The organism is Polaribacter irgensii 23-P, from assembly GCF_000153225.1.
Lineage (GTDB): Bacteria > Bacteroidota > Bacteroidia > Flavobacteriales > Flavobacteriaceae > Polaribacter > Polaribacter irgensii.
This window is the reverse complement of the sequence record NZ_CH724148.1, coordinates 1,446,074-1,472,056: the sequence shown is the minus strand read 5'-3', so window position 1 is coordinate 1,472,056 and position 25,983 is coordinate 1,446,074. Positions and strand designations below refer to the sequence as shown.

Below are 25,983 nucleotides of genomic sequence, written 5' to 3'. Positions count from 1 at the left end.
AAATGAAAATTTACACACTGCATAAAAAGCAACAACTGCCAATTTCTCTAGAAACTGCTTGGGAATTTCTATCAAATCCGAAAAACTTAAAGGTCATTACCCCCGACTATATGAGTTTTAATATTGTATCTACTATAGACCGACCATTGTACACTGGTCAAATTATACAGTACATTGTAACTCCATTATTGGGAATTAAAACAAAGTGGGTTTCTGAAATTACCCATATTGAAGAAAAGAAATACTTTGTAGATGAGCAAATGTATGGCCCCTATGCATTGTGGCACCACAAACACTTTGTCAAAGAAATCGAGGGTGGTGTAGAAATGGAAGATATTATTGATTATAAAGTTCCCTTGGGTATTTTAGGTCAAATCGTTCATCCCTTTATAGTAAAACCGAAATTGGAAGAAATTTTCAATTACAGACAACAAAAATTAGAAGAACTCTTTGGAAGCTATAAAAAATGAAAGACGCAGTAAATATTTTTTGGTTTCGAAGAGATTTAAGATTAGATGATAATGTTGGATTCTACAATGCACTAAAAAGTGAGCATCCCGTGCTTCCTATTTTTATTTTTGATGAAGATATTTTAGATAAACTTCAAAAAGAAGATGCGCGTCTTAATTTTATCTACGATACACTTCAGGACATGCGTGCTATTTTAGAAAAAAAACACGGCAGTAGTATTGCCATGCTTCATGGCAACCCGAGTGCTATCTTTGAAAAATTAATCTCCGAATACAGTATCCATACTGTATTTACAAACAGAGATTACGAACCGTATGCTACGGAGAGAGATAACAAAATACAAGCACTTTTATCCTCTAATGGCATCCATTTTGATACCTTTAAAGACCAAGTAATCTTTGAAAAAAATGAGGTTGTGAAAAAAGATGGATTGCCGTATAAAGTGTATACACCTTTCATGAAGGTATGGAAAGAGCAGTTTAAAACCTATAATTTAGATTTTTACTACACCAGCTCTTTCTTAGAAAACTTGATACAAAATACAGAACTACCAAACCTACATCTTTCAGATATTGGTTTTGAGGTCGCAAAACAAAAGATTAAAAAACATACGGTAACCCCCAAATTAATTCAAACGTATGAAGAAACCAGAAATTTTCCAGCTTTAGACTCCACCTCTAGATTGGGCCCTCATTTGCGTTTTGGTACTGTAAGCGTGCGTAAAATGATGGAAAAGGCGATTTCAGAAAAAAATGAAATTTTCTGGCAGGAACTAATCTGGCGTGAATTCTTCATGCAAATTCTTTGGCATTTCCCATACACTTCAAAAAATTCTTTTAAACCAAAATATGACCGCATTGAATGGCGCAACAATGAAGCTGAATTTAACAAGTGGTGTCAGGGAGAAACCGGATACCCTTTAGTAGATGCTGGCATGCGTCAACTTAATGAAACTGGCTTTATGCACAATAGAATCCGAATGCTAGTTGGCAGTTTCCTCTGCAAGCATCTGCTGATCGATTGGAGATGGGGAGAAGCTTATTTTGCTAAAAAACTACATGATTATGAAATGGCTAGTAACGTCGGTAATTGGCAATGGGTTGCAGGATCTGGAGTAGACGCCGCTCCTTATTTTAGAATTTTTAACCCCACAACTCAGATTAAAAAGTTCGACAAAGACTTGGCATATATAAAAAAATGGGTACCGAATTTTCAAGAGCTAACTTATGCGAAAGAAATGGTCGATCACAAAGAAGCACGAGAAAGATGCCTGTCTACGTATAAGGAAGCCTTACAATAAAAGTTTTCGTTCACCCCTTGCATACTCAAAACAAATATTAAAAATAAAATTGCAATAAAAAAAAACCTTCACAACAAGCTTCTATAATCCTTGCAACGAATGTAAAAAGTATCCGTTTTATCCTCACGATAGGCTACAGTACTTTTTATCATTTTTGAATGATACCAAATATTGTAAAAGTGACTGCTAATAGCTGGACCCTAACAAACTTCAGTCTCAATAATTTGTAAAAAGATATTTTCTTTTAAAACGAAAATAGGCACAGCTTTTATTCGTAGACAAATACGATTCTTTTCAGCGGCATTATATAAACAAAAAAAAGCATTTTTAGTTAGGCTATCTTCTAATTTTAGATTTAATTTGCCCACTGAAAAACAAAAGCCGATGTAGCTCAGCTGGCTAGAGCAGCTGATTTGTAATCAGCAGGTCGTGGGTTCGAGTCCCTCCATCGGCTCTATTTTATCTTCGCTTTGTTAAGACCAAAGTGTACTTAAAGCACATTCGATGAAATTCTATTTATCGGATCCAATTATTAAAAAGTTTCAAATTTATTTTGAAGCTTTTTAATTTTGCAAGCAATCTAAAAGAACCGCCGCATTCCTTTTTCCCAGCACCTAAAATGCTATAAAATAACACATTATGTTCACCTGCTTTGTAACATACCATAGCAGCGACCTCGGAATTTTAAAAAAAAGGCAGATAGTCTCTAAATTTACTTTTTTATAATATCTTTACTCGATTAAGTAATCTAGGTATTAAAATTATAATTTTCTATGCTCATTATTGGAATTGCAGGTGGAACAGGGAGTGGTAAAACCACCGTTGTAAATCAAATTATCAAACAATTACCAACAGATGAAGTCTGTGTAATTTCTCAGGATTCATACTATAATGAAACAGACAACCTACCTTATGAAGAGCGCGCTAAAATTAATTTTGACCATCCAAGAGCCATCGATTTTGATTTAATTATCAGACATCTAAAAGCACTAAGGGCAGGCAACAACATCAACCAGCCGGTATATTCTTTTGTAACTCACAACAGAACAAAAGACACGATAAAAACACATCCAAGAAAGGTGATTATTGTCGAGGGTATTTTGATTTTTAACAACAAAGAGTTACGGGATTTATTTGACATTAAGATCTTCGTACACGCAGAGACAGACGAGCGTTTGATCCGGAGATTAAAAAGAGATATTACCGAAAGAGGGCGAGATATTGACGAAGTATTGAGCCGATATCAAACCACATTAAAACCAATGCACCAACAATTTATCGAGCCCACTAAAAATTTTGCGGATTTAATTATTCCGAATGACCGCTTCAATACAGTCGCTATTGATATTGTAAGGACTGTTATAAATGAACGGCTCTAAATATGTCTTTTAAAAACATCAAAAATAAAAAGGCATTTAAAATTCTGACAAACACCTTTGTACTAATATTTATTCCGTTCTTCGTATGGATGTTGTTCTTTGACGAAAACTCGTATCTTACACACCGAAAATTCAATCTAGAAATTGAAGATTTAGAGCGTACGATCTCTTTCTACCAATCAAAGATAGCCTCCGACAAAGCAACCATTAAGAAATTAGGGGATTCCTTGCAACTAGAACGTTTTGCCAGAGAAACCTACTTAATGAAGAGAGCAAACGAAGACATTTATTTGATCGAATTTGACACCCTAAAAAAATAATGAGTGATTTCCTTTTTAGTGAATTTGAAGCTATCTCACCCGCTGCTTGGAAACAAAAAATTCAAGTAGACTTAAAAGGTGAAGATTACAATGAGACCTTACTTTGGAAAACAAATGAAGGCATTACTATAAAACCTTTTTACACGCAAGAAGATGCGAGCTACCAAAAAGAAATGGGGTCTAAAGAAGGTTTTAGAATTTGTCAGACAATTATTATTTCGAACGAGCAAGAACAGAACCTCTTACTTATAGATGCCATCAAAAGAGGCGCAACTGCCGTTCAGTTTATTGCAAAAAGAAAATTTAACCTCGCTGTATTATTGCAAGGAATTGATCTTACAGTGCTAAAAATATACATTAAACTTAACTTTTTAGATGCCACCTTTACTGCTGAAATCGCAAAATTCATTCCTAACAAATACTGCTATTTTCAAATAGATATTTTAGGAAGTCTTGCAGAAGACGGCAATTGGTTTGTAAATCTAAAAGAAGATTATCGTCAATTAGAACACATTGTTTCCACAGTAGACAACGCTCTTGTTGTTTCTGGAGATCTCTATCAAAATGCAGGTGCAAACATGGTGCAACAGCTTGCGTATTCCTTAGCGCACGCCAATGAATATTTAAATCATTTTGGCGCAGAAAACGCCCATAAAATCCATTTTCAATTTTCTGTTGCCGGTCATTATTTTCACGAAATTGCAAAACTCAGAGCCTTTCGCCTTTTGTGGGAAGCCCTCTTAAAAGAATATGGAGTTGACAATGCAACCGCACATATTTTTGTGCAACCAGCTACTAGAAATAAAACCTTGTATGATTACAATGTAAATATGTTGCGCACAACCTCAGAGTGTATGAGCGCTATTTTAGGAGGCGCAGATACCATTTCAAACCTTCCTTATGATCATATCTATGCAGAAAAAAACGACTTTGGGGAGCGTATTGCTAGAAATCAATTATTAATACTTCAGCAGGAAAGCGGCTTCCAAAAGTCACAAAATTTTGCTGAAGGCAGTTATTACATCACCTCACTAAGCACACAAATGGCAGAGAAAGCACTTACCATCTTTAAGCAAATAGAACAGGGTGGCGGTTTTCTAAAACAGCTTAAAGAAGGCAATATTCAACGAAAAATCAAAGAAAATGCCAGCAAAGAAGACACGCAGTTTCGGCAGAAAGAATTGGTTTTACTCGGTGCCAACCTCTACCCTAACAAAGAAAATTTGATGCATGGAAATCTCGCAGTAGCGCCCTTTGCAAAACAAAGAAATATCAAAACCTTATTCCCACCAATCACAAGAAAAAGGATTTCTGAAAATCTTGAAAAGCAAAGATTGCAACAAGAAATAGACAGTTTATAAAGGCGTATTCATTCCAAAAAACGCTTTTTAAATCAACTAAAAAAGAATCCCAACGGTCCCATAACGCCGTATAATACCCTTAGAAAATGAGCAGAACACCGATCGAAAACATATCGCTTTCTAACAAAAGTATCCCTAAAAAAGAAGCTTTTCAGCATGAGGGTTTTGTTGCGGGAATCGCCCCAAATTTAAGAGGTCCCTATTCCACCATGTTTGTGAGAAGACCGTGGACTATCAGACAGTATGCTGGATTCTCTACAGCGGAGGAAAGCAATGCCTTTTACAAAAGAAATTTGGAAGCGGGCCAGAAAGGGCTTTCTGTTGCTTTCGATTTGGCTACGCACAGAGGCTATGACTCCGACCACGAGAGGGTGCAAGGAGATGTGGGAAAAGCAGGAGTTGCCATTGATTCTGTAGAAGACATGAAAGTGTTGTTTGATCAAATTCCATTGGATAAAATGTCGGTATCTATGACTATGAATGGTGCGGTACTTCCCATTCTAGCCTTTTATATTGTGGCGGCCGAAGAACAAGGCGTTTCTTTAGAAGCACTCACAGGAACCATACAAAATGATATTTTAAAGGAATTCATGGTCCGCAATACCTATATCTATCCACCTGCACCTTCCATGAAAATTATTGCGGATATCTTTCAATATACCAGTCTTAAAATGCCGAAATTCAATTCAATTTCTATTTCAGGCTACCACATGCAAGAGGCAGGTGCTACTGCAGAAATTGAATTGGCATACACACTTGCTGATGGACTAGAATACATAAAAAAAGGAATTGCAGCGGGAATGGACATTGATTCTTTCGCGCCTAGATTGTCCTTTTTCTGGGCAATTGGCATGGATCATTTTACAGAAATTGCCAAATTAAGAGCCGCAAGAATGCTGTGGGCAAAAATAGTAAAGCAATTCAATCCTAAAAACCCCAAGTCGCTTGCACTGAGAACACATTGCCAAACCAGCGGTTGGAGTTTAACCCAACAAGACCCTTTTAATAATGTAGCTAGAACAACCATAGAAGCCATGGCTGCGGCTTTTGGTGGCACTCAAAGTTTGCACACAAATGCCTTGGACGAGGCCATTGCATTGCCTACAGATTTTTCTGCAAGAATTGCTAGAAATACCCAAATTTATTTGCAAGAGGAAACACACATAACAAAAACAGTAGATCCTTGGGCAGGGAGTCACGAGGTTGAAAAACGAACCGAACGCATAGCACAAAAAGCTTGGAAGTTAATGCAAGAGGTAGCTGCCTTAGGAGGCATGACAGCAGCCATTGAAAAGGGCATTCCAAAAATGAGAATTGAAGAAGCTGCTGCTAAAAAGCAAGCCAAAATTGATAGCGGACAAGATGTAATTGTCGGTGTTAATAAATATGAACTAGAACAAGAAGATCCTTTGCACATTTTAGAAGTTGACAATGAAGCGGTGCGAACTTCTCAAATTGAAAGACTCACGATCTTAAAAGCAGCCCGCAACAGTACCGCTGTTAAAAGTGCACTGGCTGCACTCACAGCCGCTGCAAGCTCAGAAAAAGAGAACTTACTAGAACTTGCCATCACAGCGGCAAGAAATAGAGCTACCTTAGGGGAAATTTCGGATGCTTTGGAACTTATTTTTGGAAGACACAAGGCAGTTCACCAAACCATATCAGGAGTGTATAGCAAAGAAATAAAAGAAGATCCTTTATTTAAAAAAGCCAAAGAAATGGCAAATACCTTTGCGGAATTAGAAGGCAGACGCCCTAGAATTATGATTGCGAAATTAGGACAAGATGGCCACGACAGGGGCGCAAAAGTAGTGGCCACCGGCTATGCTGATTTGGGTTTTGATGTAGACATAGGACCCCTTTTCCAAACCCCAAAAGAAGCCACCAAACAAGCGGTAGAAAACGATGCCCATATTTTAGGAATTTCCTCTTTAGCTGCAGGACACAAAACGCTGGTACCACAAGTAATCTCAGAATTGAAAGCCCACGGCAGAGAAGATATTATGGTGATTGTAGGCGGCGTCATTCCCGCGCAAGACTATCAATTTTTATTTGATGCAGGTGCCGTCGGAATTTTCGGCCCAGGCACAAAAATTGCGCAGGCAGCCATCGATATGCTTCGCATCTTAATTGATAGTGTCCCTGAATAAGCAGCCTATAATTACAAAATAAAGCAGGCCTTTTTATGAAAACTTTAATACATAAAAACAGCGGTATCTAGAAGAGAATTTGTGGTTTTATGCTTAAATTTGCAACTCTTATAAACCGCAATTCAAAAGGATGAAAAAATTTTTTAATTTTCTATATTCTACCCGACTAACAGCCTTTCTATTCATCTCATATGCAGCGGCCATGGCAGTTGCTACTTTTATAGAAAATGACTTTGGTACACAAACTTCAAAAGCACTCGTTTACAACTCTTGGTGGTTTGAAGCAATTATGGGTTTCTTTATTATTAATTTCTTCGGAAACATCTTTAGATATCGCTTATTAAGAAAAGAAAAATGGCCTGTTTTAATGTTCCATACTTCCTTCTTACTGATATTAATAGGCGCCGGGGTTACGCGTTATGTTGGTTATGAAGGTATCATGATTATTGAAGAGGGCGAAACAACCAGCGAGTTTTTAACGGAAACCACCTATTTAAATGCCGTGGTAGATAATGGGAACTCACAGAAACCAGAAATCAACACTCCCATCATGCTATCTGCTTGGGGAAGCAATTCTTGGTCCCATGCAGACACCTTTAAGTCCGCAGAAAAAAATACTCCCTTTACCTTTGAGTTGGTTTCCTATGTGCCCTGGGCGGAGAAAAAATTAATTGAAGACGAGCGCGGTATCGACCATTTATTTTTTGTGGAATCCTCAGACGGAACGCGACACGAGCATTGGATAGAAAAAGGAACGATACAAAACATCCATGGAATTTTAGTGGGTTTCGATGCGAAAGAAGACAATGCTTCCATCAACTTCACAGAAACGAACGGTGTTTTGCAAATGATTTCTAAAGACACCGGAGATTGGTTTCGAATGGCAGATCAAGAAAAAGGAAAGATTGTAAAAGACTCTTTACAAGACTTTCAATACTTGACACTTCACAATATTGGAGAGATGCAATTTGTAATTCCAAAACCTGCAGAAAAGGGGATTATGACCACAGTTAGTGGCCCTAAAAATGATAAAGTACTGGATGTTATTATTTTAGATATCATTACAGACACCGAGAAAAAGCGGGTAGAATTAACAGGAGGAAAATATAATACTGACGGTTCAAAAGAAGTAAAAGTCGGCGATCTAAACTTTCGACTGTTGTACGGAGCTAAAGTTTTAGAAACTCCATTTAGCATTAAACTAAACGATTTCCAATTAGACAAATACCCTGGATCTGAAAGTGCCGCTGCCTACGCAAGTGAGGTAACCGTTATAGACCCCAAAGAAACCTTTGATTATAAAATCTATATGAACCATATTTTAGACCATAAAGGCTACAAATTTTTTCAAGCAAGTTACGACCTATCAGATGGAAAGGAAGAAACACACCTTTCTGTAAACCATGACTTCCTTGGAACCTTTCTAACCTATGCAGGTTATTCTTTGCTGTATATCGGGATGATTACCATCCTATTTGCAAAACACACCCGTTTTGACGTATTAAAGAAAAGCCTACAGAAAATAAAGAAAAAGAAACTTACACTATCTGTTGTGTTTATGTTACTTCTATCTTCCTTTGCGTTTGCGCAAGAAGATGGCAATCATCAAAGTAAGAAAATCACCAATTATCAGATAGATTCGATTTTACAGGCCAATATGGTGGATGTAAAACACGCAGAAAACTTTAATACATTGGTCATTCAAGATGCAGGTGGCCGTATGAAACCGGCACACACATTTGCCTCTGAATTGGTTCGAAAAGTAAGTAAAACCGAAGAATTCAAGAATATGGAACCCAGTCAGGTTTTATTGTCTATCATCGAAAATCCGAGACTTTGGTTTGAAGTACCGATCATTTATTTAGAAGCAAAGAATACCGAGATCCGAGCCCTTATTGGCGTTTCAGACACTGCTAAGTACGCAGCATTATCCAATTTTATAACCCCTAGAGGTACTTATAAAATTAAGGACAACGTTGCGGAAGCACAGAAGAAAAAGGTGCAAAATAAGTTTGAAAAAGACCTTATTAAAATTGACAAGAGAGTTGGACTGTTGTACAGCGCCATCGGAGGAGGAATTTTAAAAATATATCCCGTTCCAGGTGATGAGAATAATACATGGGTATCACAGCCAGAAACCTCTACAGCTAATTTCAAAGGAACAGATTCCGTTTTTGTACGACAATCATTACCCGTTTATATCAATTTTCTTCAAAAGGCAAAAAAAACCAATGATTATACTGAGGCGAATAAAATCCTAGAGGGCATTAAAACCTTTCAACGAAAATTTGGATCCGAGGTGATTCCTACAGAAAAAGGAATTGCATTAGAAATTTCATATAATAAAATCCAACCTTTTCAGCGCCTCGCGAAATATTACGGATTTGCAAGTTTGTTTCTCATCATTTTTGTGATCTGGCAGATTTTTAATTCTAAAAAATGGATTAATAACACGGTAAAAGTACTGACTTTGATTGTACTTGGCCTTTTCGTGTTCCATACACTGGGCTTAATTTCTAGATGGTATATCAGTGGTAATGCGCCGTGGAGTAATGCTTATGAGTCCATTATTTATGTTGCATGGGCAACCATGCTATTCGGAATTTTCTTCGGAAGAAAATCAGCATTAACATTAACTGCGACCACGTTTTTGACTGCGATTATTTTAGCATTTGCGCATCAAAACTGGTTAGATCCTGCGATTGCAAACCTCCAACCTGTTTTAAACTCTTGGTGGCTTTTAGTCCATGTTTCTATTATTGTTGCCAGTTACGGTCCTTTCTCTTTGGGCATGATTCTCGGTATTTTCGCCCTCTTCTTAATGGCCTTTACCAATAAAAAGAATAAGGAAAAAATGGATTTGAATATCAAAGAAATTACCGTGATTAACGAAATGGCAATCACCATTGGATTGATTATGCTGACCATCGGAAACTTTCTAGGAGGCATGTGGGCTAATGAAAGTTGGGGCCGATATTGGGGCTGGGATCCCAAAGAAACCTGGGCACTTGTTTCTATTATGGTGTATGCTTTTGTATTGCACATGCGTTTGATTCCAGGATTGCGAGGACGGTACACCTTTAACCTGTGGTCTGTCCTTGCCTACGCTTCTATTATGATGACCTATTTTGGTGTGAACTTTTACCTATCTGGACTGCACTCCTATGCGAGTGGAGACCGCGTTATTACGCCTACCTCTATTTATTATTCCATAGGTTTTATCACCATTCTTGGAACCGTAGCCTTTTTTAAATATAAGAAATATTATAAAAATTAATTTTAAAGAGAAGTACAGTCATATTTTCAGAAGAAAATGTATTTTTGCCCGAGTAAATAAACAAATCTTGCTTGCGTAAAAGTCGGCATACAAAAGAAAAGAAGCTATGTTTCACAAAAATATAAAATTAATTTTAGCAGGTTTCATTGCTGTTTGGGCAGTCTATGAATTTAGTAAAGTACATATTATGAATGGAATTTCCATTCTGCTATTGGCAGGGCTATTTGTGTTGTTCTACTTTAAAAATGAATTCATTCTTTTGTCTTTTTTACAATTGCGAAAACAAAACTTCGCAGGAACTAAAAAATGGCTGGACTACATCAAAAATCCTGAAGCTGCACTTACGGTGAAACAACAAGGGTATTACAACTATTTACACGGAATTATGTTGAGCCAAACAAACATTACCCAAGCGGAGAAATACCTGCGTAAAGCAGTAAAACTCGGGTTGTCTATGGACCATGATATGGCCATGGTAAAGTTACAACTGGCGGGGATTTCCATGACCAAAAGACGAAAACGAGAAGCGACTAACTTAATGGCAGAAGCTAAAAAATTAGATAAAAACGGTATGCTGAAAGAACAAATACAGATGATGAAGCAGCAAATGAAAAAAATTTAATACCTCTATTCAATCAAAAAAAAAACCGATGCAACGAAGTGCATCGGTTTTTTTATGCTTAAAATTTCTGGTTATTTTATTCTTGTCAACGTCAGGTCTGGATTGTATTTTACGATAAACAAGCCCTTATTCTGTTTGTAATCAGCAGCCTTATCTGTGTAATCAAATTTGCTCTCTACGCGATACGAAGCGCCTTCTTTAAATGTTTTTTTTAGACTTTCTCCAGAAGCCAAACGCATTAAAACATCATAGGTAATATCAAAACCCCTTGTTGCATATGAAGAAGGCAATGCCCCATTCTTAGCTGCATACTTTTTATCAAAAGCAGTTGTTTTTAACGCTTCTAGGGTACCGTATTCTTCCGTCACAAAAGTAAAGCCTACTTGTGCAAGCCTCGTGTTGTCTATCTTGTTAATAGCACTGGCTTTATCAAAAGTAAAAACGGTTGCTGCCGTGTCTTTAGGCAAACTAATCAAACTATTGAAAGTACTCGCTACGATAACATCGTCATCTGTGGTTAGCACCACAACATTTTTAGCATTGGGCAGTGCAACTTCCATAAATTTTTCTTTTTTTATGTAACCTGCTTCGGGTGTAATCAGATGTACTCCAACAATGGAATCTTGCAAGGCCAGAACTTGTCTAATTTTCAATGAATTCTCCCGCGATGCCAATGAATTATCACCGACAATAATAATGTTGCCAGCAACAAAATTACCCTCGATATACCTGAGTAACTCCGCACGAAACAATGCTTTACTAGGTGTTGTTTTGATTACAATTCCAGCATTAAATGCTGCTTGTTTCTTAGAATATACGGGAAGAATAATAGGGGTATCTACCGCATCGGAAACTATTTGCACCTCCTCTGAATACAAGGGACCAATAATTATGTCCTGCGCATTTAAATCGTTCTTCGCAAGAATCTCCTGAATCTTAGTGCCATTTCTCTCGGTGTCAAATACAGTAAGTGCGATTGCAACACCCTGCTTTCTCAAAGAATCTATCGCAAACTCTGCTCCAAGATAAAGATCTGTCACAATATTTGCCAACTTACTATTACCAAAAATAGCATTGCTAGAAAGCGTGTCCAATTCTTGCGCTCTAAAAGGAAGCATAATTGCCACTTTCAGAAAAACATCCGCATCAATCACGTCTTTGTATAGCTTCTCATCTTTATCTAACTTAATAGCTACTCGCTTTATCTTTAACAGTTGTCCAAGCTTTAAGCCTGCTGCTACTGATGGATTTAAAGCGCGCAAAGCTGCTTCGGTAATTTTGTAATATCGAGACAAACTATAAATAGTTTCTCCTTTTAACACTTCGTGTATCTGAAATTCTTTCTCTAAAGTTTCAATTGTAGCAGCCCTGTTCTTTTCACTTTCAGATACTAAAAGCGTTTCGGCAGCATCCGCTTCAATAAATTCCTCTTTTGATTTTGACGCATCCCCTCTCGATGTAGCCCTATTGTTTTGTTTTTTGTTGGGAATTACGATGCGCGTGTCTGCTCCAGGATTACTGCCAACATCTGGATTTAGACGCAATAAATCTGCTGTTTTCATCGCTAATCTCTGGGCAATCAAACCCATAGTCTCTCCTTCTTTTAGCTGATACTGAACGTATTTTTTTTGTTGACCACAAGAAACTGTAAACGTTAGGATACAGAGAAAAACAATAGTTTTTAGGTACTTCATATCTTTTATTCCCATTCTATAGTTGCCGGTGGTTTTGAACTAATGTCATAGACAACTCTGTTCACACCTTTTACCTGATTAATTATTTTATTCGATACTTTTTGTAAAAATTCATAGGGCAAGTTTACCCAATCTGCTGTCATTCCATCTGTGCTTTCCACAGCTCTTAAGGCAACCACTTTTTCGTAAGTTCTTTCATCCCCCATTACTCCAACAGAATTTACAGGAAGTAACATCGCACCCGCCTGCCATACTTTGTCATACAAGCCATCTTCTTTCAATCCATTGATAAAAACCGCGTCTACTTCTTGCAAAATACGGACTTTTTCAGCTGTAATGTCTCCTAAAATGCGAATGCCTAAACCAGGCCCTGGAAAAGGATGACGTCCTAGCAACTCTGCATCAATGCCAAGAGAAGCACCTACCCTGCGCACTTCATCTTTAAAAATCATTCGCAAAGGCTCTACAATCTTTAATTTCATATAGTCTGGCAAGCCCCCTACGTTGTGGTGACTTTTTATGGTTGCTGATGGACCTCCGTTTACAGAAACCGATTCAATTACATCGGGATAAATAGTTCCTTGTGCCAACCAGCTTACACCTGTAATTTGAGTTGCCTCGGCATCAAAAACTTCGATAAACGAATTTCCTATTGCCTTTCTTTTCTTTTCAGGATCTGTCAACCCTACCAAGGCTGTTAAAAAACGTTCCGAAGCATCTACTCCTTTTACGTTCAAACCCATTCCTTCGTACTGTGCAAGGACACTTTCAAACTCGTTCTTTCGCAACAAACCGTTGTTTACAAAAATACAATACAGATTTTTCCCAATAGCTTTGTGCAACAGCACTGCAGCTACCGTAGAATCTACACCTCCAGAAAGGCCTAAAACAACCTTGTCACTCCCTACTTGTTTTTGAATTGCTGCCACGGTGCTCTCTACAAAAGAATCTGGTGTCCACGTCTGTGCGACTCCAGCAATTTTTACTAAAAAATTTTCTAAAAGCTGCTTTCCGTCTTTGGAATGATATACTTCTGGATGAAATTGAATTGCATACGTATCTTCCCCTTCAATTTTATAAGCTGCATTTTCTACATCTTTTGTGCTTGCCAATAACAGACCGTGAGTTGGTAATTCTTTTATGGTATCAGAGTGGCTCATCCACACTTGACTTCCCGCAGCGATATTTTCAAAGAACGGTTCCTTGTTTAGAACGAAAGATAAATTGGCGCGACCATACTCTCTGGTATTTGAAGCAGCCACCTCACCTCCTGCAAAATGCGCTAAGTATTGTGCACCATAACAAACGGCTAACATTGGCTTTTTACCCCGAATCTCTAACAAATCTGGATGCAATACATTTTCTCCTCTAACAGAGTTTGGGCTCCCCGATAAGATGACCGCTTTGAATTCCCCTAAATTTTTTGGTGGATGATTGTACGGATGAATTTCGCAATAAATATTTAATTCTCTAACCCTTCTCGCGATCAACTGTGTGTATTGAGACCCGAAATCTAATATAAGTACCTGGTGTTGTTCCATGCGCTAAAATAATATTTTGATTTTTAAAATAAGGATTCGCCCGAAGATTTTTTTTATTAAAAAAAGACCTGTTTTCGTTAAAAACAGCGGCTACTTTCACTGGCTTTCTTCTTAAAATCGATATACAATGGCATTGATATTCATTCCAGCACCTACAGAGGCAAAGAGCACTACCTCTCCTTCTTTTACGTCGTGATTTTCGATTTCTCCCTTTCGTACTAAATCTAATAAAGTAGGCACTGTTGCAACTGAACTATTCCCTAGCTTGTGAATACTCATGGGCATTACTTCTTTAGGAACGGGTGTATTAAACAGTCGATAGAAGCGCTTTATAATGGCTTCATCCATTTTTTCATTTGCCTGATGAATAAATATTTTTTTCACCTCTTCAATTGCAATTCCGCTTTTATCCAACGCTATTTTCATCGCTGTTGGCACATTGGTAATTGCAAATTCATATATTTTACGACCGTACATTTTTATGTACCGTACCTTTTCTTCTTCATTTTTATTATAGGACTTTCCAAAATGCAAAAAATAAGCCTCTTCTTTTGCAAACGTTTGTGAGGCGTGGCTGATAATTCCCACATTTTGATGTAAGGTCTCGGCAACAATACATGCCCCCGCACCATCACTATAAATCATAGAGTCTCTGTCATGCTTGTCCACAACACGCGACAAGGTTTCTGCACCAATGACCAAACATTTCTTCGCAATCCCTGCCTTGATAAAAGCGTGTGCTTGAATCACGCCCTCAATCCAACCTGGGCAACCAAAAAGAAGGTCGTAAGCAACACAGTTTGGATTTGAAATCCCCAAGCGATACTTTACTCGGGTTGCTAGGCTTGGCAGCATATCCCCTTGAACAGCACTATGGTGTATATCTCCAAAATTATGTGCAAAAATGATGTAGTCTAAAGTTTCTGGATCTATCTGAGCATCTTCGATTGCTTTTTGTGCCGCAAAAAAAGCAATGTCAGAGGTATTATGCGCTGCTTTGACGTAGCGGCGTTCTGAAATCCCAGTAATTTTTTGAAACTTATCAATGATTACCTCATTTGCTGCAGCCAATTCGCTCCCGTCATCATTTAAAAAATGAGATTGTAAAAAAGCGGAATTTTCTATTTTTATCCCCGGGATAAAACTCCCTGTTCCTATAATTTTTGATGAAATCATGCCGATATCGTGTTTTTGCAGTCTTAAGTTTTGTCTAATCTACAAAAATGCAAACTATAATCAAACCCGACGCGCTCTCAAGCAATGATATTCAAAAGGGCTCCAATCTAAAATTTCCATTGATTTCGATTGATTTCCATACAAAAACTCTTTTAAAAACAAATACAAAGGGGCACGTAGACCACAATCTCTTTTGTTTTCTGGAGAAAATGACCTTTTTAGCAAACAAAAAGAATGCGGCATAATTACGATGTTCAAACCCCAAAAGAACCTCTTAAGAAGTTACTCACTGCGCACCGCAGCTTTTTCAAAAACTTAAAAAAGCAGATTCAAAAAAATTACAAATACGAACTATCAAAAGAAAAAGGCAGCAACGACCCTAAAGAAGGTGTTTTTATCACCTCCCCAACTGCTCCCATAAAAAGAACAGGAAACGCCTTCTTTTGATTGACCTCAAATTCTGACAATGTCTGTCTGCATGCGCCACAAGGACCCACAGCTCTGTTGACTACTGTTTTTGTTGAGCTTGCTGAGATAGCCAATGCATCGATGTGCACGCCAGGAAACGTAGCACCTGCATTCCAAATAGCAACGCGCTCTGCACACATACCAGAAGGATATGCGGCACTCTCTTGATTGTTCCCAAGGACGATCTCTCCATTTGCTAGCAATAAAGCCGCACCAACGTGAAAATTCGAGTACGGTGCATAGGCATTTCCCCGCGCTATAATCGCCTTGTCCATCAGCATACGGTCGACTTCAGAGAGTTCACTAATATCCGTATACCGTATTGCGGAAGTCGCTATTTTAATTTCTTTCATCTGTATCTTTTTTTTTGAAACCTGTTATGCCCATTTATTATTTCTCACTATTGCGTCTCTGTTCTATGGATTGCACCTTGTGTACGCCGCCAAAAAAAGCAGCCGATACCGACTGCTTTCTGCAGATATAAAATTACTAAAAAAAAATGATTTTTTAATAATATTCAAAAATTTCACCTAAATCAAAAGACAGTGAAAACCGCAACGAATTTTCTAAAGGATTGTTGACATCCGATGCATTCACTAAATACGACAAGTCGATGTTCAATGCGTTGGTTTTAAAACCGCCACCCAATGTAAAATATTGACGGTTTCCTTTGTCTTCATGCTCGTGAAAATATCCTCCTCTCAATGCAAAGGCGTTGTTGTATAGATATTCTGCACCCAATGCATACGTGGTCTCTCTGAGTTCTTCGCTAAAACCTCCTGGGGCATCTCCAAAAGAACTGAACATGCCTTCAATAAAATTTTTATCAGAACGGTTTTCTGAGGGTACCAAAAGTTTTGTAAACTCTACGGTTGTAGTAATCGTATTGTAATCGTCGAGTATAAAATCAAATCCCCCTCCCAAATTTAAATTCGTCGGTATAAAATCATCTTGCTCTGGTGTATACGACACTTTAGGACCAATATTGGCAATATTAAATCCAATTCTGTAGCGACCGTCAAAATCGCCATAATTTTCTTCTAATGACTGGTAGTACCCAGAAACATCCACGGCAAAAGAATTGATGGACTGTATTGAACTACCTGGCACACCATTAAATGCCAAGTTCGAACGCAGGTATTTTAGGGAAACCCCCATCGCAAATGTTTCACTTAATCTCAAAGAATAAGATCCTGAAGCCACAAATTCATTGGGATTTATAGAACCGTTTCCATTCCCGCTGCGATCTGTTAAATCTATGGTCCCCAGAGAAAAATACCGAAATTCTGCACCCCAAGCAGCATTTTCACTGTACTTATTAATATAAGAACCACTTCCTACAAAAATATCATCTGTAAGATTCCGCAACCATGGAGAATAGGTGATTCCCGCATAAATTTGCCGCGCACCGAATGCTGTTTTTGCAGGGTTGTGAAATAGCGAAAAAGCATCTGCGCTGGTAGCAACACCCATGTCTCCCATTGCTCCTGCTCTTGCATCTGGTACGATTATTAAAAAAGGAGTTGCGGTGGTAATTCCGCCTGTTTGTGCTGAAAAATTCGCTGTAACCAAAACACTCACTGCTAAATAGATTCCTAATTTTCTCATTTCGTTATTTTGTTGTAGTCACAAATTACTTCCCACAGAATGTAAAAACTTTTTTTTATTGAAATATTACTAATTTTTCATATTTCTATGAAAACAAATTACTAACCCGTGAAAGTACGCGCATCTTGTATACATATGCGCCTTTTCCTCTTTTATTTCCAAAGTCATCCAAACCATTCCATGAAATACTCTGTGACAAACTTCCAGCCGTTTGCTACTCCTCATGAATGGTTTTTACCAATTTACCCGCAACTGTAAATATTTGCACCTGCACTTCCTGTTCGTTTGGCTTGTTGTGATGAAACCAAAACTAGGTATAATGTACAAAAGGATTGGGATAATTTAGTACATTTTATAAATTAAAAACACCGTCACTTACAACCATAAAACTTAACGTGGTAGTCGCAGAGTTATTGTAAGTATCCCATACTTTTGTTTCTAAGGTGTGGTCCCACTTCCAAGTTCTTTAATCTATAGGTCACCTTCCCGCTTGTAAAATCATTTTCGCCGTCTGATAAAAATCGTTTAGCAAAATTGGGTTTGAGATATCCGCATCTCAGAGGCCAATAATATCATGGTCTACGGAAGTGATAGAGGTGTTTATTCCAATCACATCTGAAAGCGCCACAATTAAATTTGGAGAGCCATTGGTATGGCGCCTTCTATAAAAGATTCATCATTCAAAAAGGCCTGTATTTCGGGTCCTACAGTGTCTTCATGTCGATATGCTATAATTCCTCCCACAACAACATCATTGGTATAGCCTGCTTTTCCAATGACCTCATTTTCTGCATAAAAACTTAATTTCCTTGGACCAAGTACGATTTTTACATCTTTTGGAACGATAAAATCAAATGCAAAAACCCCTTTGACCACGGCTGCTTTTCCTCGAAATAGTTTACTGTCTTCGGTATCAAAAGTCCTTCTATCTCCATTCCCATCATTTGCCAGGATTGTTTTATCCAGGTACTTGTCAAAAATAGTAGTGAACACCCTACCTGTGAAATCACTTAAAAAACCGTTGCTGCTGTCGTTATCACTATCGACAACCCCTTTAACAGTCACTTTGGAAAGCGCTTTTAGGACATTTGTGGGTGCATTGTCATTGTACACATCCAGTATTTCGGTTACCCGAATATTGGGCGCGGCAACTGCCAATTTCATTGCGGGGTCTGCGAAAGAATAAATAAAAAACTTTTGAAAGCTATAAAATTTATTTTAACCTCCATTAAAGTAGCTGCAATTGACAAATCTCTAGAAGTATCGTCAAAGTGTCATAGCATCGAGATAAATTCTTTATTAAAGCGCTGCCCTGTAGATATATAAATTTCTCGCGTTGTGGTGATCATGTATGCCGCACCGCCATTTTCATTCCATAGCGTGCATTCACCTGCCGTTATTCTACTTGGATTGTTAAAACGAGAAAAATCGCAGTTACTCGTAATGAGCAATGGCAATGTATTTGGGTTGTTAAAACTTTGAATTTGAGTTTTATCTAAAATGCGTTCTGCTGTAAAACCATCTTCTCCACCATGCCCAAAATAATCAAAAACCAAGGTTCCTTTTTCAATGGCATTTGTAATGGCGGTATTCACAGATGGATAGCGTTCACCAACTGCAGAGTTTTCTTGCACATAGGCGTCCATATAAATTTTATTGACATTGAACACAGGCTTCTTCTCTTTTATCGCATCTGCAATCACCTCCACACCGAGCCGAATAGATGCATCTATACCTGCATCGTCGATGTCATCTGCCACCAAGGTAATGGTGTTGCGCCAATCCCCTTTTGCACTGTTTTCATAATACCTTAGAAATTTAGCAACCACTGCTGCTGCTTGCCCACTTCTATTTACTGGAATTATACTAAAAACCAAATCGATCGTGTGCTTTGGCGACATGGTTCCCTCCATTAGCGCTAACATCACAGAAATCATCGCAAACCCAAGAAGTCGCTAGATTAGAACTGTCTTCCGATAACTTTATAGAAACCCTATTGTTATTACCTGGCAACCGGTCTTTATGAGCAAAGGAAGCATCTCCAAAAAAACACACATATCACAGTTTCTCTGCTTCGACGGCATCGGCTACACAAAGGTGCCTTATAAAATCTCGAGTTCTTATAATATCTTTAGAACCCCAAAAGAATTCATTGTAAATTAATTTTAAAAGCAACACTTTTGAACGCAGACCTGAATTATTTTGACGGTAATCGGCCAACTTCTGTGCCTGTGCAAAAAGTTCTGCCGTAGTGACTACTAAATAATTAATCGCTTTTAAGGTCCGTAAATTCTGATGCATAAATTTTGCATTTTCCACAATTTTTAGATTGTAAAAATCGCGCATGTTTAAAAGTACATATTCGCACAGCGTGCCTCCCTTTACTGTAAATACAAAATTTCCATCCGTTGCTTCATTGGAAATCAATTTGGGTGTTAAAAATTCTGAGACCTCCCAGATTTGAAAAATGTTTGTCGCATTTTGAATTTTATAGGTTACTGCCGTGGTAGCTTCTGACTGCAGAAAACTTCTAAAATAAAATTGATTGTTTTTACATACTAATAAATTTTTACCGATAATTTTTATAAAATCTAAATATGCATTGGCCGCGGGATTGCCACCGTTGTCAACCGCAATTTCAACAGTAATTGCCCCCGCACTATTGGAAATGAACGCACTCTTTACGGCAGTGCGTGCTTTTGTTTTATTATCTGTCACCCCTCCGAAAGGAATTACATACAGCGGACTCCCATTTACGTTTACAGCCATTGAAGAAGAAGATACGCCGTCACTGACCCCTCTTATTCTGACAAAATATCAGAATTCACCACTGCGGTTGAAAAAGGAATCTTAAAACGTTGTGTGTTTTCGATGTTAAAATTATCATTGAAGAACCACTGTGTTCCTACTACTAATAAATTTATTTCTTCTTTTTCCTAAAAAGTAAAATCGTCAAAAGATGAAATTTGTATGGATGCAGTATTGGTATTTGTTTCTTGCTGCGTGATTCTTTTTCCAGCAGTAGCGCCCACAGCTATAAAATAATACGCCTTGTCTGTATAAATATTCTAACGATGTTCTGGTGTTTTATCCCCTTCTTAAGATCCCAAGAATTTGGTCCTCTTGCACAAAAAAGAATGAAATCATTCGCATCGAAGTTCGCATCCGCTTCGCCAGAAATATAAATGGAATTTTCCTGCAGATCTTCATATCTAAAGGCTTCGTTTAACACTGATAAAAGATGCCCACCATTGCCAAAAATTTAAATATTTCTAGGATCTATACCCGACGTGTTGATCCCAATTTTCTGCAAAAGATTGCGATCAATTTTAAAGACACCCGTGGTATCGGCCGAAAACTTATACCAGTCTTGTGGCCAAAACCGGAGTATTTGTCTGAGAAACGACAACGTTTGCAAATACAATTAAAAAGAGTAGAAAAGAAAAATTTTTCATATCGGGAACTGAAATAATGTTGAATTATATAAAATATTTTTGATAAAGCGAATATGAGTTATACTAAATACAAAAAGCCTGCGTTCCTAAGAAAGTGTGCGTAAAGAGCCCCATTAAATTGAATGTTTTTCTTGCACTAAATTATATTTATTGTAAATTGCCTTTCTATTAAATTGCATAAAATTCTTTCATTGAAAAATAAAAATATCTTTAAAATCTGCCTTGTACTCGTATTATCTTTAGTACTATCGAGCTGCAACAGATCAATTTCAGGAAAATCTCGCTTGACCGGCTTGACTTTTAACGAACCCAACAGTGGAGGATATATTAGAAGCAACTCTTTTGTGAAGCATGAAGTACCCCTTGGAATGGTCACTATCGAAGGAGGCTCTTTTACAATGGGACAGGTGCAAGATGATGTGATGTTCGACTGGAATACCACACCAAATCAATTGCATGTACGTTCTTTTTTTATGGATGAAGCAGAAGTAACCAATTCTGAATACAATCTATATTTACAATATACGAAAGATGTTTTTCCACCTTCAGAAGAAAAATACAAGCATGTATATGCTGCTGCGCTGCCAGATACTTTGGTCTGGAGAAAAAGCTTAGGGAATAATGCCGTGTTGACAGAGAACTATTTCCTACATCCTGCCTTTGCAGACTACCCCGTGGTAGGTATTAGCTGGTTGCAAGCAAATGAATATTGTAAATGGAGAACAAACATTGTAAACCTCAAAAAATTAATTGACAAAGGTTATATTAAAAATATTTTTGCATCTGATTCCACCAGGAACTTTTTTGATTCTGAGCGTTTCTTATACGATTCTGACCGCCTTTTCGCAGAAGATTCTACCATTTACAAAAAAGGTGTGAATCAAAAAGTGGCACGAAAGCAAGGAGCTGAAAGACCGAGTAAAGATGCCTTCCGAGGAAGAAAAATTTCGAAAGCAGACGGTATTTTACAGACAAAATTCAGACTACCCACAGAAGCAGAGTGGGAATTTGCCGCAAAAGCAACTGCGGGGAATCGAGATTATAACATGATCAAAGGTAGAAAAAAATATCCTTGGGATGAAAAATATACACGTGCAAGCGACCGTAAAAATCGTGGAAACCAACTGGCAAACTTCAAGCAAGGAAAAGGAAATTATAGTGGCATATCAGGATGGACTTCTGATGGATCTGCCATTACGATAGAAATAAAATCCTATCCACCCAATGCTTACGGATTGTACGACATGGCAGGAAATGTTGCCGAATGGGTTGCAGATGTATACCGACCAATGATCGACAGTGAAGCCAACGATTTCAATTATTACCGAGGAAATATATTTACTAAAAAAATGATTGACGAAAATGGGAAAGTAGTCATTGCAGGAGAAGACATACCTACCGTTTACAAAACACTTCCCAATGGAAAAATAGTTCCTGAAGAAACACCGGGCACCATAAAATATATCCCCATTACAAAAACGGATGCTGTGTACAGAAGAAATTTCTCTGAGGCTAACAATGCCAATACCGGAGATGGCGATTTGAGTTCTTCCCGATTGTATGAAAGCAGTCCAGAAGCATTTGCAAACAATACAAACATGTACAATTCACCAAAAGAACCAGAAATCGTTCGCAATGACGCAGGGGAAGAAGTAAGTAAATTGGACACGAAAAAACGGACTACTTTAATTAGCAACGAGACGCGTGTTTATAAGGGAGGCTCTTGGGCTGACAGAGAATTCTGGTTAGATCCCGCACAGCGTAGGTATCTTCCAGAATACATGGCCACCAACTACATCGGTTTTCGATGTGTAGCCGATAAGCTAGGTCCAATGAGCAATAACAATTCAAGAACAACGAGAAACAGATAAATGCGTCATTGCAATAAATAAAAGCCTCTTTGTATTTTAACATAGAGGCTTTTTTTAGCTTTAAAATATGGAAATTGAAAAAATTTATACGCTGTATTCCAACTACTATCTCGCAGATACAGATACGAGAAGCATCCGAAAAAACACCGTATTTTTTGCTCTGAAAGGTGCTAATTTTAACGGAAATGCTTTCGCTGCAGAAGCCTTAGCACAGGGAGCAAGCCTCTCAATTATCGACGATGCCGCCTATTTCACAGGACCGAAAACCATACTCGTTGACAATGTTTTAGAAACCCTGCAAGCTTTGGCTCGCTACCACAGAAAACAACTAAAAATCCCCGTGCTTGCCTTAACGGGAAGCAATGGAAAAACCACAACCAAAGAGCTTATCAGTGCGGTGCTGTCAAAGAAATACCGCACCACAGCAACTCATGGAAACCTCAACAACCATATTGGCGTTCCCCTTACCCTGCTCTCTATGACGCCTAAAACCGAAATTGGCATTGTGGAAATGGGTGCGAACCATCAAAAAGAAATTGCATTTTTATGCAGTCTTGCAGCACCAGATTATGGGTATATTACCAATTTCGGAAAAGCACACCTCGAAGGATTTGGCGGCATGGAAGGCGTTGTAATGGGAAAAAGCGAACTCTACACTTTTTTACATACACATCAAAAAACGGCTTTTATAAATCCGAAAGATGCCTTACAAAAGGAAAAAACTACGGACATTGCGCATGTCTATTTCCCCGAAAGTATCACATTTAAAAGTGCAGCACCCTTTGTAAAAGTTGCTTTTGAAGATTTAGAAATCCAAAGTAATCTAGTAGGAGACTACAACTATGCAAACATTGCGGCAGCCATTGCCATTGGACTTTATTTTAAGATACCCAAGCAAGAGATAAAGACAGCAATTTCAGAATATGTTCCCAGCAACAACCGCTCCCAAATAATACACACTGCCAACAACCAACTTCTTCTAGATGCTTACAATGCCAACCCGTCGAGTATGAAAGCTGCCGTGTCTAATTTTGCAAACCTGAAAGCAGCATTTAAAACTGTTATTTTAGGAGACATGTTTGAATTGGGCACCACAGCTGCTGAGGAACACCAAGAAATGGTGGATTTTACAGATGCCTGCTGCTTTGAGAATACCTATTATGTAGGCGCACTCTTCTCTGGGACCACCACTAAAAACCCACAATTTAAAACCTTTGAGGCCTTGGAAAAGCATTTGCATGCACAACCACTGCGCAAAAATTCTATCCTTATCAAAGGTTCGAGAGGAATGCGGTTGGAACGACTACTAAATGTTTTGGGATAATTTGCAAGCTCTAAATGCTGCTCCATTTTCGATCTTCGCCTTTGAACTTAACTAAAAAACGTGTGGTTAAGAAAATTTGCTGTCCACTAAGTACGAGTCGCAATTCGATGGATAGGCAAATGTTTTTATACCTTAGTACTTATAAAACCCTTTTTATTCGATGTTATTTTTGTGGTAGGCCACCAAATTATCAATAGGACGCTGAATCACACCTGTAATTTTTAGGTTGTTTTTAGCCGCTACTTTCTCTAAAACATCTCTGAAATAATAAGCAATTGAGCCAATAAAATAGATCGGAGTCTCTTGGTTTTTCTCATATGGCAGCACACGAAATTTAAAAAATTCTTGAAATCCTTTTTTTATCAAGCGCTTTATGTATTTTTCTTCTTTAAAATCGAACATGAACTTAGCAAACGTGGCTAAAAACATGTTGGGATTTGCTTCTCGATAAATATTTTTCTTCAGATGATCGGCATCTATATTGAACTCTTTTTCAAACTTCAGTCGAATATCAACGGGCATTTTTTTATAAAAATAATCCACAATTAATTTTTTTCCAAAATAATTACCACTGGCTTCATCCATTAGAATATAACCCAAAGAGGGTGCGACCATTTGCAAGTCTTTCCCGTCAAAATAACAGCTATTAGAACCCGTTCCTAAAATGCAAACAATGGCAGGATCTTTTCCAGTAGCCGCATATACAGCAGCCAACATATCTTCTGCAACCAGCACTGTGGCGTTGACGAAAATAGTTTCTAAGATCTCTTTTAAAATTGCGGAAGGAATTGGGGTACCACAACCTGCACCGTAAAAAAATATTTTGGTCACCTCTGTTTTTATATGCATCAGTTGAAACATATTTACAATCCGATTCTCTAGTTCTTTTTTGGGAACCACCGCAGGATTCAGACCCAATGTACGCACTCTAAACGCTTCTTCTTTGTCCATATTGATCGCAATCCAATCTGCTTTTGTAGAACCTCCGTCTGCAATTAAAATCATAAAATTATATTTATATCAAATGTAATCTAACTAAAAACAATGAGCAACAGCCAATACAACTTCAATCGTTTTCGTAAAAAATTAGCGCACCTAATGCAAGTATTTTATAGACCTCCTAGAAGAAACAAATGCTTCCGCACTCTTTTTAACATTCCGAAAAGCCTTCTAAAAACTGCTTAAAAAAAGAAAAATAGCGCAGGATTTTCTCGATACTACCTCGATAGAAAATTGTATTTTTAAACAAAATTATCTCATGCGTTTCTTTAGGGTTTTAGATCATTTAGACTATTCAAAAAAGTATGTGCACAATTGCAGGAAGCCATAAAGAAGTTCGATATTCATAAAACGGACAAACGAATTTTAATAGTAAGTTGTGTGGTGTCCTAAAATGAGCTTTCTTTTGGCAATTACCGAACCGCCTTCATAAAGCCTCTGTATTATAAGATTTCTAATCGCATCTTATGCGTACTGTTGCATTGTAATTAATATTCACAGTGACTCCAAGACTCTGTCATCGGTATTCAATATTCGAAAAACGGGAAACTTTTGACGGTCCAGAAAGTGAGCATCTAAAACCGAACTATTTTATTTTTTGTTAGAATTCAATTTCTAAGAAACGGCAAGAATCCAAAGAGCTTGCGGTCTGGATTCGATCGTGAAATAGAACGTAGAAGTAGAAGAAAATAAAAGTATGTCTTGATTTTTTGAAAGCATCCTGAGCAGAGTCGAAGGGTTGATCAAGCAAAAAAGTATTAAAATTAAATAAAAGCAAGTACCTACTTGAATGAAAATACTAAAAATGATTTCTCATCTTTTATCTTGATATCAAAGAAGCAAAAGATCAAGATAATCCCTATGAAATTGCTTCGCAGCATTCTCTTTTGATATTTCATGCTTAGTGCTGCGCACCGCACTTCCATATCATCGTTCATTATTTCTTGGGATCACAAAAACTAATTTT

Annotated in this window: 19 protein-coding genes and 1 tRNA gene; 11 read left to right on the top strand and 9 right to left on the bottom strand. The window is 37.8% G+C overall.

All coding sequences use genetic code 11. The annotated features are described in order from the left end of the window. The first annotated feature begins 2 nt into the window (after positions 1 to 2). The 9 genes from PI23P_RS06530 to PI23P_RS06485 all read left to right on the top strand — a co-directional run bounded on the left by PI23P_RS06530 (position 3) and on the right by PI23P_RS06485 (position 10,880). Positions 3 to 470, top strand: a complete 468-nt coding sequence (locus PI23P_RS06530) for an SRPBCC family protein (protein ID WP_004569975.1) — start codon at positions 3 to 5, stop codon at positions 468 to 470. Further along, positions 467 to 1,771 carry a cryptochrome/photolyase family protein gene (locus PI23P_RS06525; protein ID WP_004569974.1) on the top strand — a complete coding sequence of 435 codons (1,305 nt, stop codon included), beginning with the start codon at positions 467 to 469 and terminating at the stop codon, positions 1,769 to 1,771. Before PI23P_RS06530 ends, PI23P_RS06525 begins: the two co-directional genes overlap by 4 nt. A 380-nt stretch (positions 1,772 to 2,151) precedes the next feature. Beyond that, positions 2,152 to 2,225 (top strand) — tRNA-Thr (locus PI23P_RS06515). A 319-nt stretch (positions 2,226 to 2,544) separates the two neighbouring features. Next, entirely contained in the window at positions 2,545 to 3,150 is a 606-nt protein-coding gene (gene udk / locus PI23P_RS06510) for a uridine kinase (RefSeq protein ID WP_004569971.1), read from the top strand. Between the two features lie 2 nt (positions 3,151 to 3,152). Next, complete coding sequence (locus tag PI23P_RS06505; protein ID WP_004569970.1) at positions 3,153 to 3,470, top strand: FtsB family cell division protein; 318 nt, start codon at positions 3,153 to 3,155, stop codon at positions 3,468 to 3,470. Beyond that, a complete protein-coding gene (locus PI23P_RS06500) occupies positions 3,470 to 4,831 on the top strand; it encodes a methylmalonyl-CoA mutase subunit beta (RefSeq protein ID WP_004569969.1) in 1,362 nt (453 codons plus the stop codon). Before PI23P_RS06505 ends, PI23P_RS06500 begins: the two co-directional genes overlap by 1 nt. 86 nt (positions 4,832 to 4,917) lie before the next feature. Next, entirely contained in the window at positions 4,918 to 6,981 is a 2,064-nt protein-coding gene (gene scpA / locus PI23P_RS06495; RefSeq protein WP_004569968.1) for a methylmalonyl-CoA mutase, read from the top strand. 130 nt (positions 6,982 to 7,111) lie between these two features. Next, positions 7,112 to 10,258, top strand: a complete 3,147-nt coding sequence (locus tag PI23P_RS06490) for a cytochrome c biogenesis protein CcsA (protein WP_004569967.1) — start codon at positions 7,112 to 7,114, stop codon at positions 10,256 to 10,258. 106 nt (positions 10,259 to 10,364) lie between these two features. Further along, positions 10,365 to 10,880 (top strand): hypothetical protein, encoded by a 516-nt coding sequence (locus tag PI23P_RS06485; RefSeq protein ID WP_004569966.1) that lies wholly within the window; start codon positions 10,365 to 10,367, stop codon positions 10,878 to 10,880. 71 nt (positions 10,881 to 10,951) lie between these two features. Here PI23P_RS06485 and PI23P_RS06480 read toward each other — a convergent pair whose 3' ends face one another. The 8 genes from PI23P_RS06480 to PI23P_RS06440 form a co-directional block, all read right to left on the bottom strand. After that, positions 10,952 to 12,574: a LysM peptidoglycan-binding domain-containing protein gene (locus tag PI23P_RS06480; RefSeq protein WP_238299989.1), complete on the bottom strand. Its 1,623-nt coding sequence runs from the start codon at positions 12,572 to 12,574 to the stop codon at positions 10,952 to 10,954. Positions 12,575 to 12,579: 5 nt separating this feature from the next. Then, positions 12,580 to 14,115: a glutamine-hydrolyzing GMP synthase gene (guaA, locus tag PI23P_RS06475; protein ID WP_004569964.1), complete on the bottom strand. Its 1,536-nt coding sequence runs from the start codon at positions 14,113 to 14,115 to the stop codon at positions 12,580 to 12,582. Positions 14,116 to 14,226: 111 nt separating this feature from the next. After that, positions 14,227 to 15,291, bottom strand: a complete 1,065-nt coding sequence (locus PI23P_RS06470) for a 3-oxoacyl-ACP synthase III family protein (protein WP_004569963.1) — start codon at positions 15,289 to 15,291, stop codon at positions 14,227 to 14,229. A gap of 338 nt (positions 15,292 to 15,629) precedes the next feature. After that, positions 15,630 to 16,112 carry a cytidine deaminase gene (locus PI23P_RS06460; protein ID WP_004569961.1) on the bottom strand — a complete coding sequence of 161 codons (483 nt, stop codon included), beginning with the start codon at positions 16,110 to 16,112 and terminating at the stop codon, positions 15,630 to 15,632. Between the two features lie 154 nt (positions 16,113 to 16,266). After that, positions 16,267 to 17,367 (bottom strand): type IX secretion system outer membrane channel protein PorV, encoded by a 1,101-nt coding sequence (gene porV, locus PI23P_RS06455; RefSeq protein WP_004569960.1) that lies wholly within the window; start codon positions 17,365 to 17,367, stop codon positions 16,267 to 16,269. A 630-nt stretch (positions 17,368 to 17,997) separates the two neighbouring features. Further along, positions 17,998 to 18,531: a hypothetical protein gene (locus PI23P_RS06450; RefSeq protein WP_004569958.1), complete on the bottom strand. Its 534-nt coding sequence runs from the start codon at positions 18,529 to 18,531 to the stop codon at positions 17,998 to 18,000. Between the two features lie 110 nt (positions 18,532 to 18,641). After that, positions 18,642 to 19,292 carry a C25 family cysteine peptidase gene (locus PI23P_RS06445; protein WP_004569957.1) on the bottom strand — a complete coding sequence of 217 codons (651 nt, stop codon included), beginning with the start codon at positions 19,290 to 19,292 and terminating at the stop codon, positions 18,642 to 18,644. Between the two features lie 133 nt (positions 19,293 to 19,425). Next, entirely contained in the window at positions 19,426 to 20,136 is a 711-nt protein-coding gene (locus PI23P_RS06440) for a C25 family cysteine peptidase (RefSeq protein WP_004569956.1), read from the bottom strand. Positions 20,137 to 21,013: 877 nt separating this feature from the next. Between PI23P_RS06440 and gldJ the strand changes: the two genes are divergently transcribed. Beyond that, positions 21,014 to 22,693, top strand: a complete 1,680-nt coding sequence (gene gldJ / locus PI23P_RS06425; protein ID WP_040857167.1) for a gliding motility lipoprotein GldJ — start codon at positions 21,014 to 21,016, stop codon at positions 22,691 to 22,693. A 67-nt stretch (positions 22,694 to 22,760) separates the two neighbouring features. After that, positions 22,761 to 24,017 carry a UDP-N-acetylmuramoyl-tripeptide--D-alanyl-D-alanine ligase gene (locus tag PI23P_RS06420; protein ID WP_004569952.1) on the top strand — a complete coding sequence of 419 codons (1,257 nt, stop codon included), beginning with the start codon at positions 22,761 to 22,763 and terminating at the stop codon, positions 24,015 to 24,017. A 153-nt stretch (positions 24,018 to 24,170) separates the two neighbouring features. Here PI23P_RS06420 and PI23P_RS06415 read toward each other — a convergent pair whose 3' ends face one another. Continuing rightward, positions 24,171 to 25,022 (bottom strand): hypothetical protein, encoded by an 852-nt coding sequence (locus PI23P_RS06415; protein ID WP_004569951.1) that lies wholly within the window; start codon positions 25,020 to 25,022, stop codon positions 24,171 to 24,173. Positions 25,023 to 25,983 lie beyond the last annotated feature (961 nt).

Coding starts and splice junctions, on each gene's coding strand:
- PI23P_RS06530 (WP_004569975.1), top strand. CDS start 3: ATGAAAATTTACACACTGCATAAAAAGCAACAACTGCCAATTTCTCTA.
- PI23P_RS06525 (WP_004569974.1), top strand. CDS start 467: ATGAAAGACGCAGTAAATATTTTTTGGTTTCGAAGAGATTTAAGATTA.
- udk (WP_004569971.1), top strand. CDS start 2,545: ATGCTCATTATTGGAATTGCAGGTGGAACAGGGAGTGGTAAAACCACC.
- PI23P_RS06505 (WP_004569970.1), top strand. CDS start 3,153: ATGTCTTTTAAAAACATCAAAAATAAAAAGGCATTTAAAATTCTGACA.
- PI23P_RS06500 (WP_004569969.1), top strand. CDS start 3,470: ATGAGTGATTTCCTTTTTAGTGAATTTGAAGCTATCTCACCCGCTGCT.
- scpA (WP_004569968.1), top strand. CDS start 4,918: ATGAGCAGAACACCGATCGAAAACATATCGCTTTCTAACAAAAGTATC.
- PI23P_RS06490 (WP_004569967.1), top strand. CDS start 7,112: ATGAAAAAATTTTTTAATTTTCTATATTCTACCCGACTAACAGCCTTT.
- PI23P_RS06485 (WP_004569966.1), top strand. CDS start 10,365: ATGTTTCACAAAAATATAAAATTAATTTTAGCAGGTTTCATTGCTGTT.
- PI23P_RS06480 (WP_238299989.1), bottom strand. CDS start 12,574: ATGAAGTACCTAAAAACTATTGTTTTTCTCTGTATCCTAACGTTTACA.
- guaA (WP_004569964.1), bottom strand. CDS start 14,115: ATGGAACAACACCAGGTACTTATATTAGATTTCGGGTCTCAATACACA.
- PI23P_RS06470 (WP_004569963.1), bottom strand. CDS start 15,291: ATGATTTCATCAAAAATTATAGGAACAGGGAGTTTTATCCCGGGGATA.
- PI23P_RS06460 (WP_004569961.1), bottom strand. CDS start 16,112: ATGAAAGAAATTAAAATAGCGACTTCCGCAATACGGTATACGGATATT.
- porV (WP_004569960.1), bottom strand. CDS start 17,367: ATGAGAAAATTAGGAATCTATTTAGCAGTGAGTGTTTTGGTTACAGCG.
- PI23P_RS06450 (WP_004569958.1), bottom strand. CDS start 18,531: ATGAAATTGGCAGTTGCCGCGCCCAATATTCGGGTAACCGAAATACTG.
- PI23P_RS06445 (WP_004569957.1), bottom strand. CDS start 19,292: ATGTTAGCGCTAATGGAGGGAACCATGTCGCCAAAGCACACGATCGAT.
- PI23P_RS06440 (WP_004569956.1), bottom strand. CDS start 20,136: ATGGCTGTAAACGTAAATGGGAGTCCGCTGTATGTAATTCCTTTCGGA.
- PI23P_RS06420 (WP_004569952.1), top strand. CDS start 22,761: ATGGAAATTGAAAAAATTTATACGCTGTATTCCAACTACTATCTCGCA.
- PI23P_RS06415 (WP_004569951.1), bottom strand. CDS start 25,022: ATGATTTTAATTGCAGACGGAGGTTCTACAAAAGCAGATTGGATTGCG.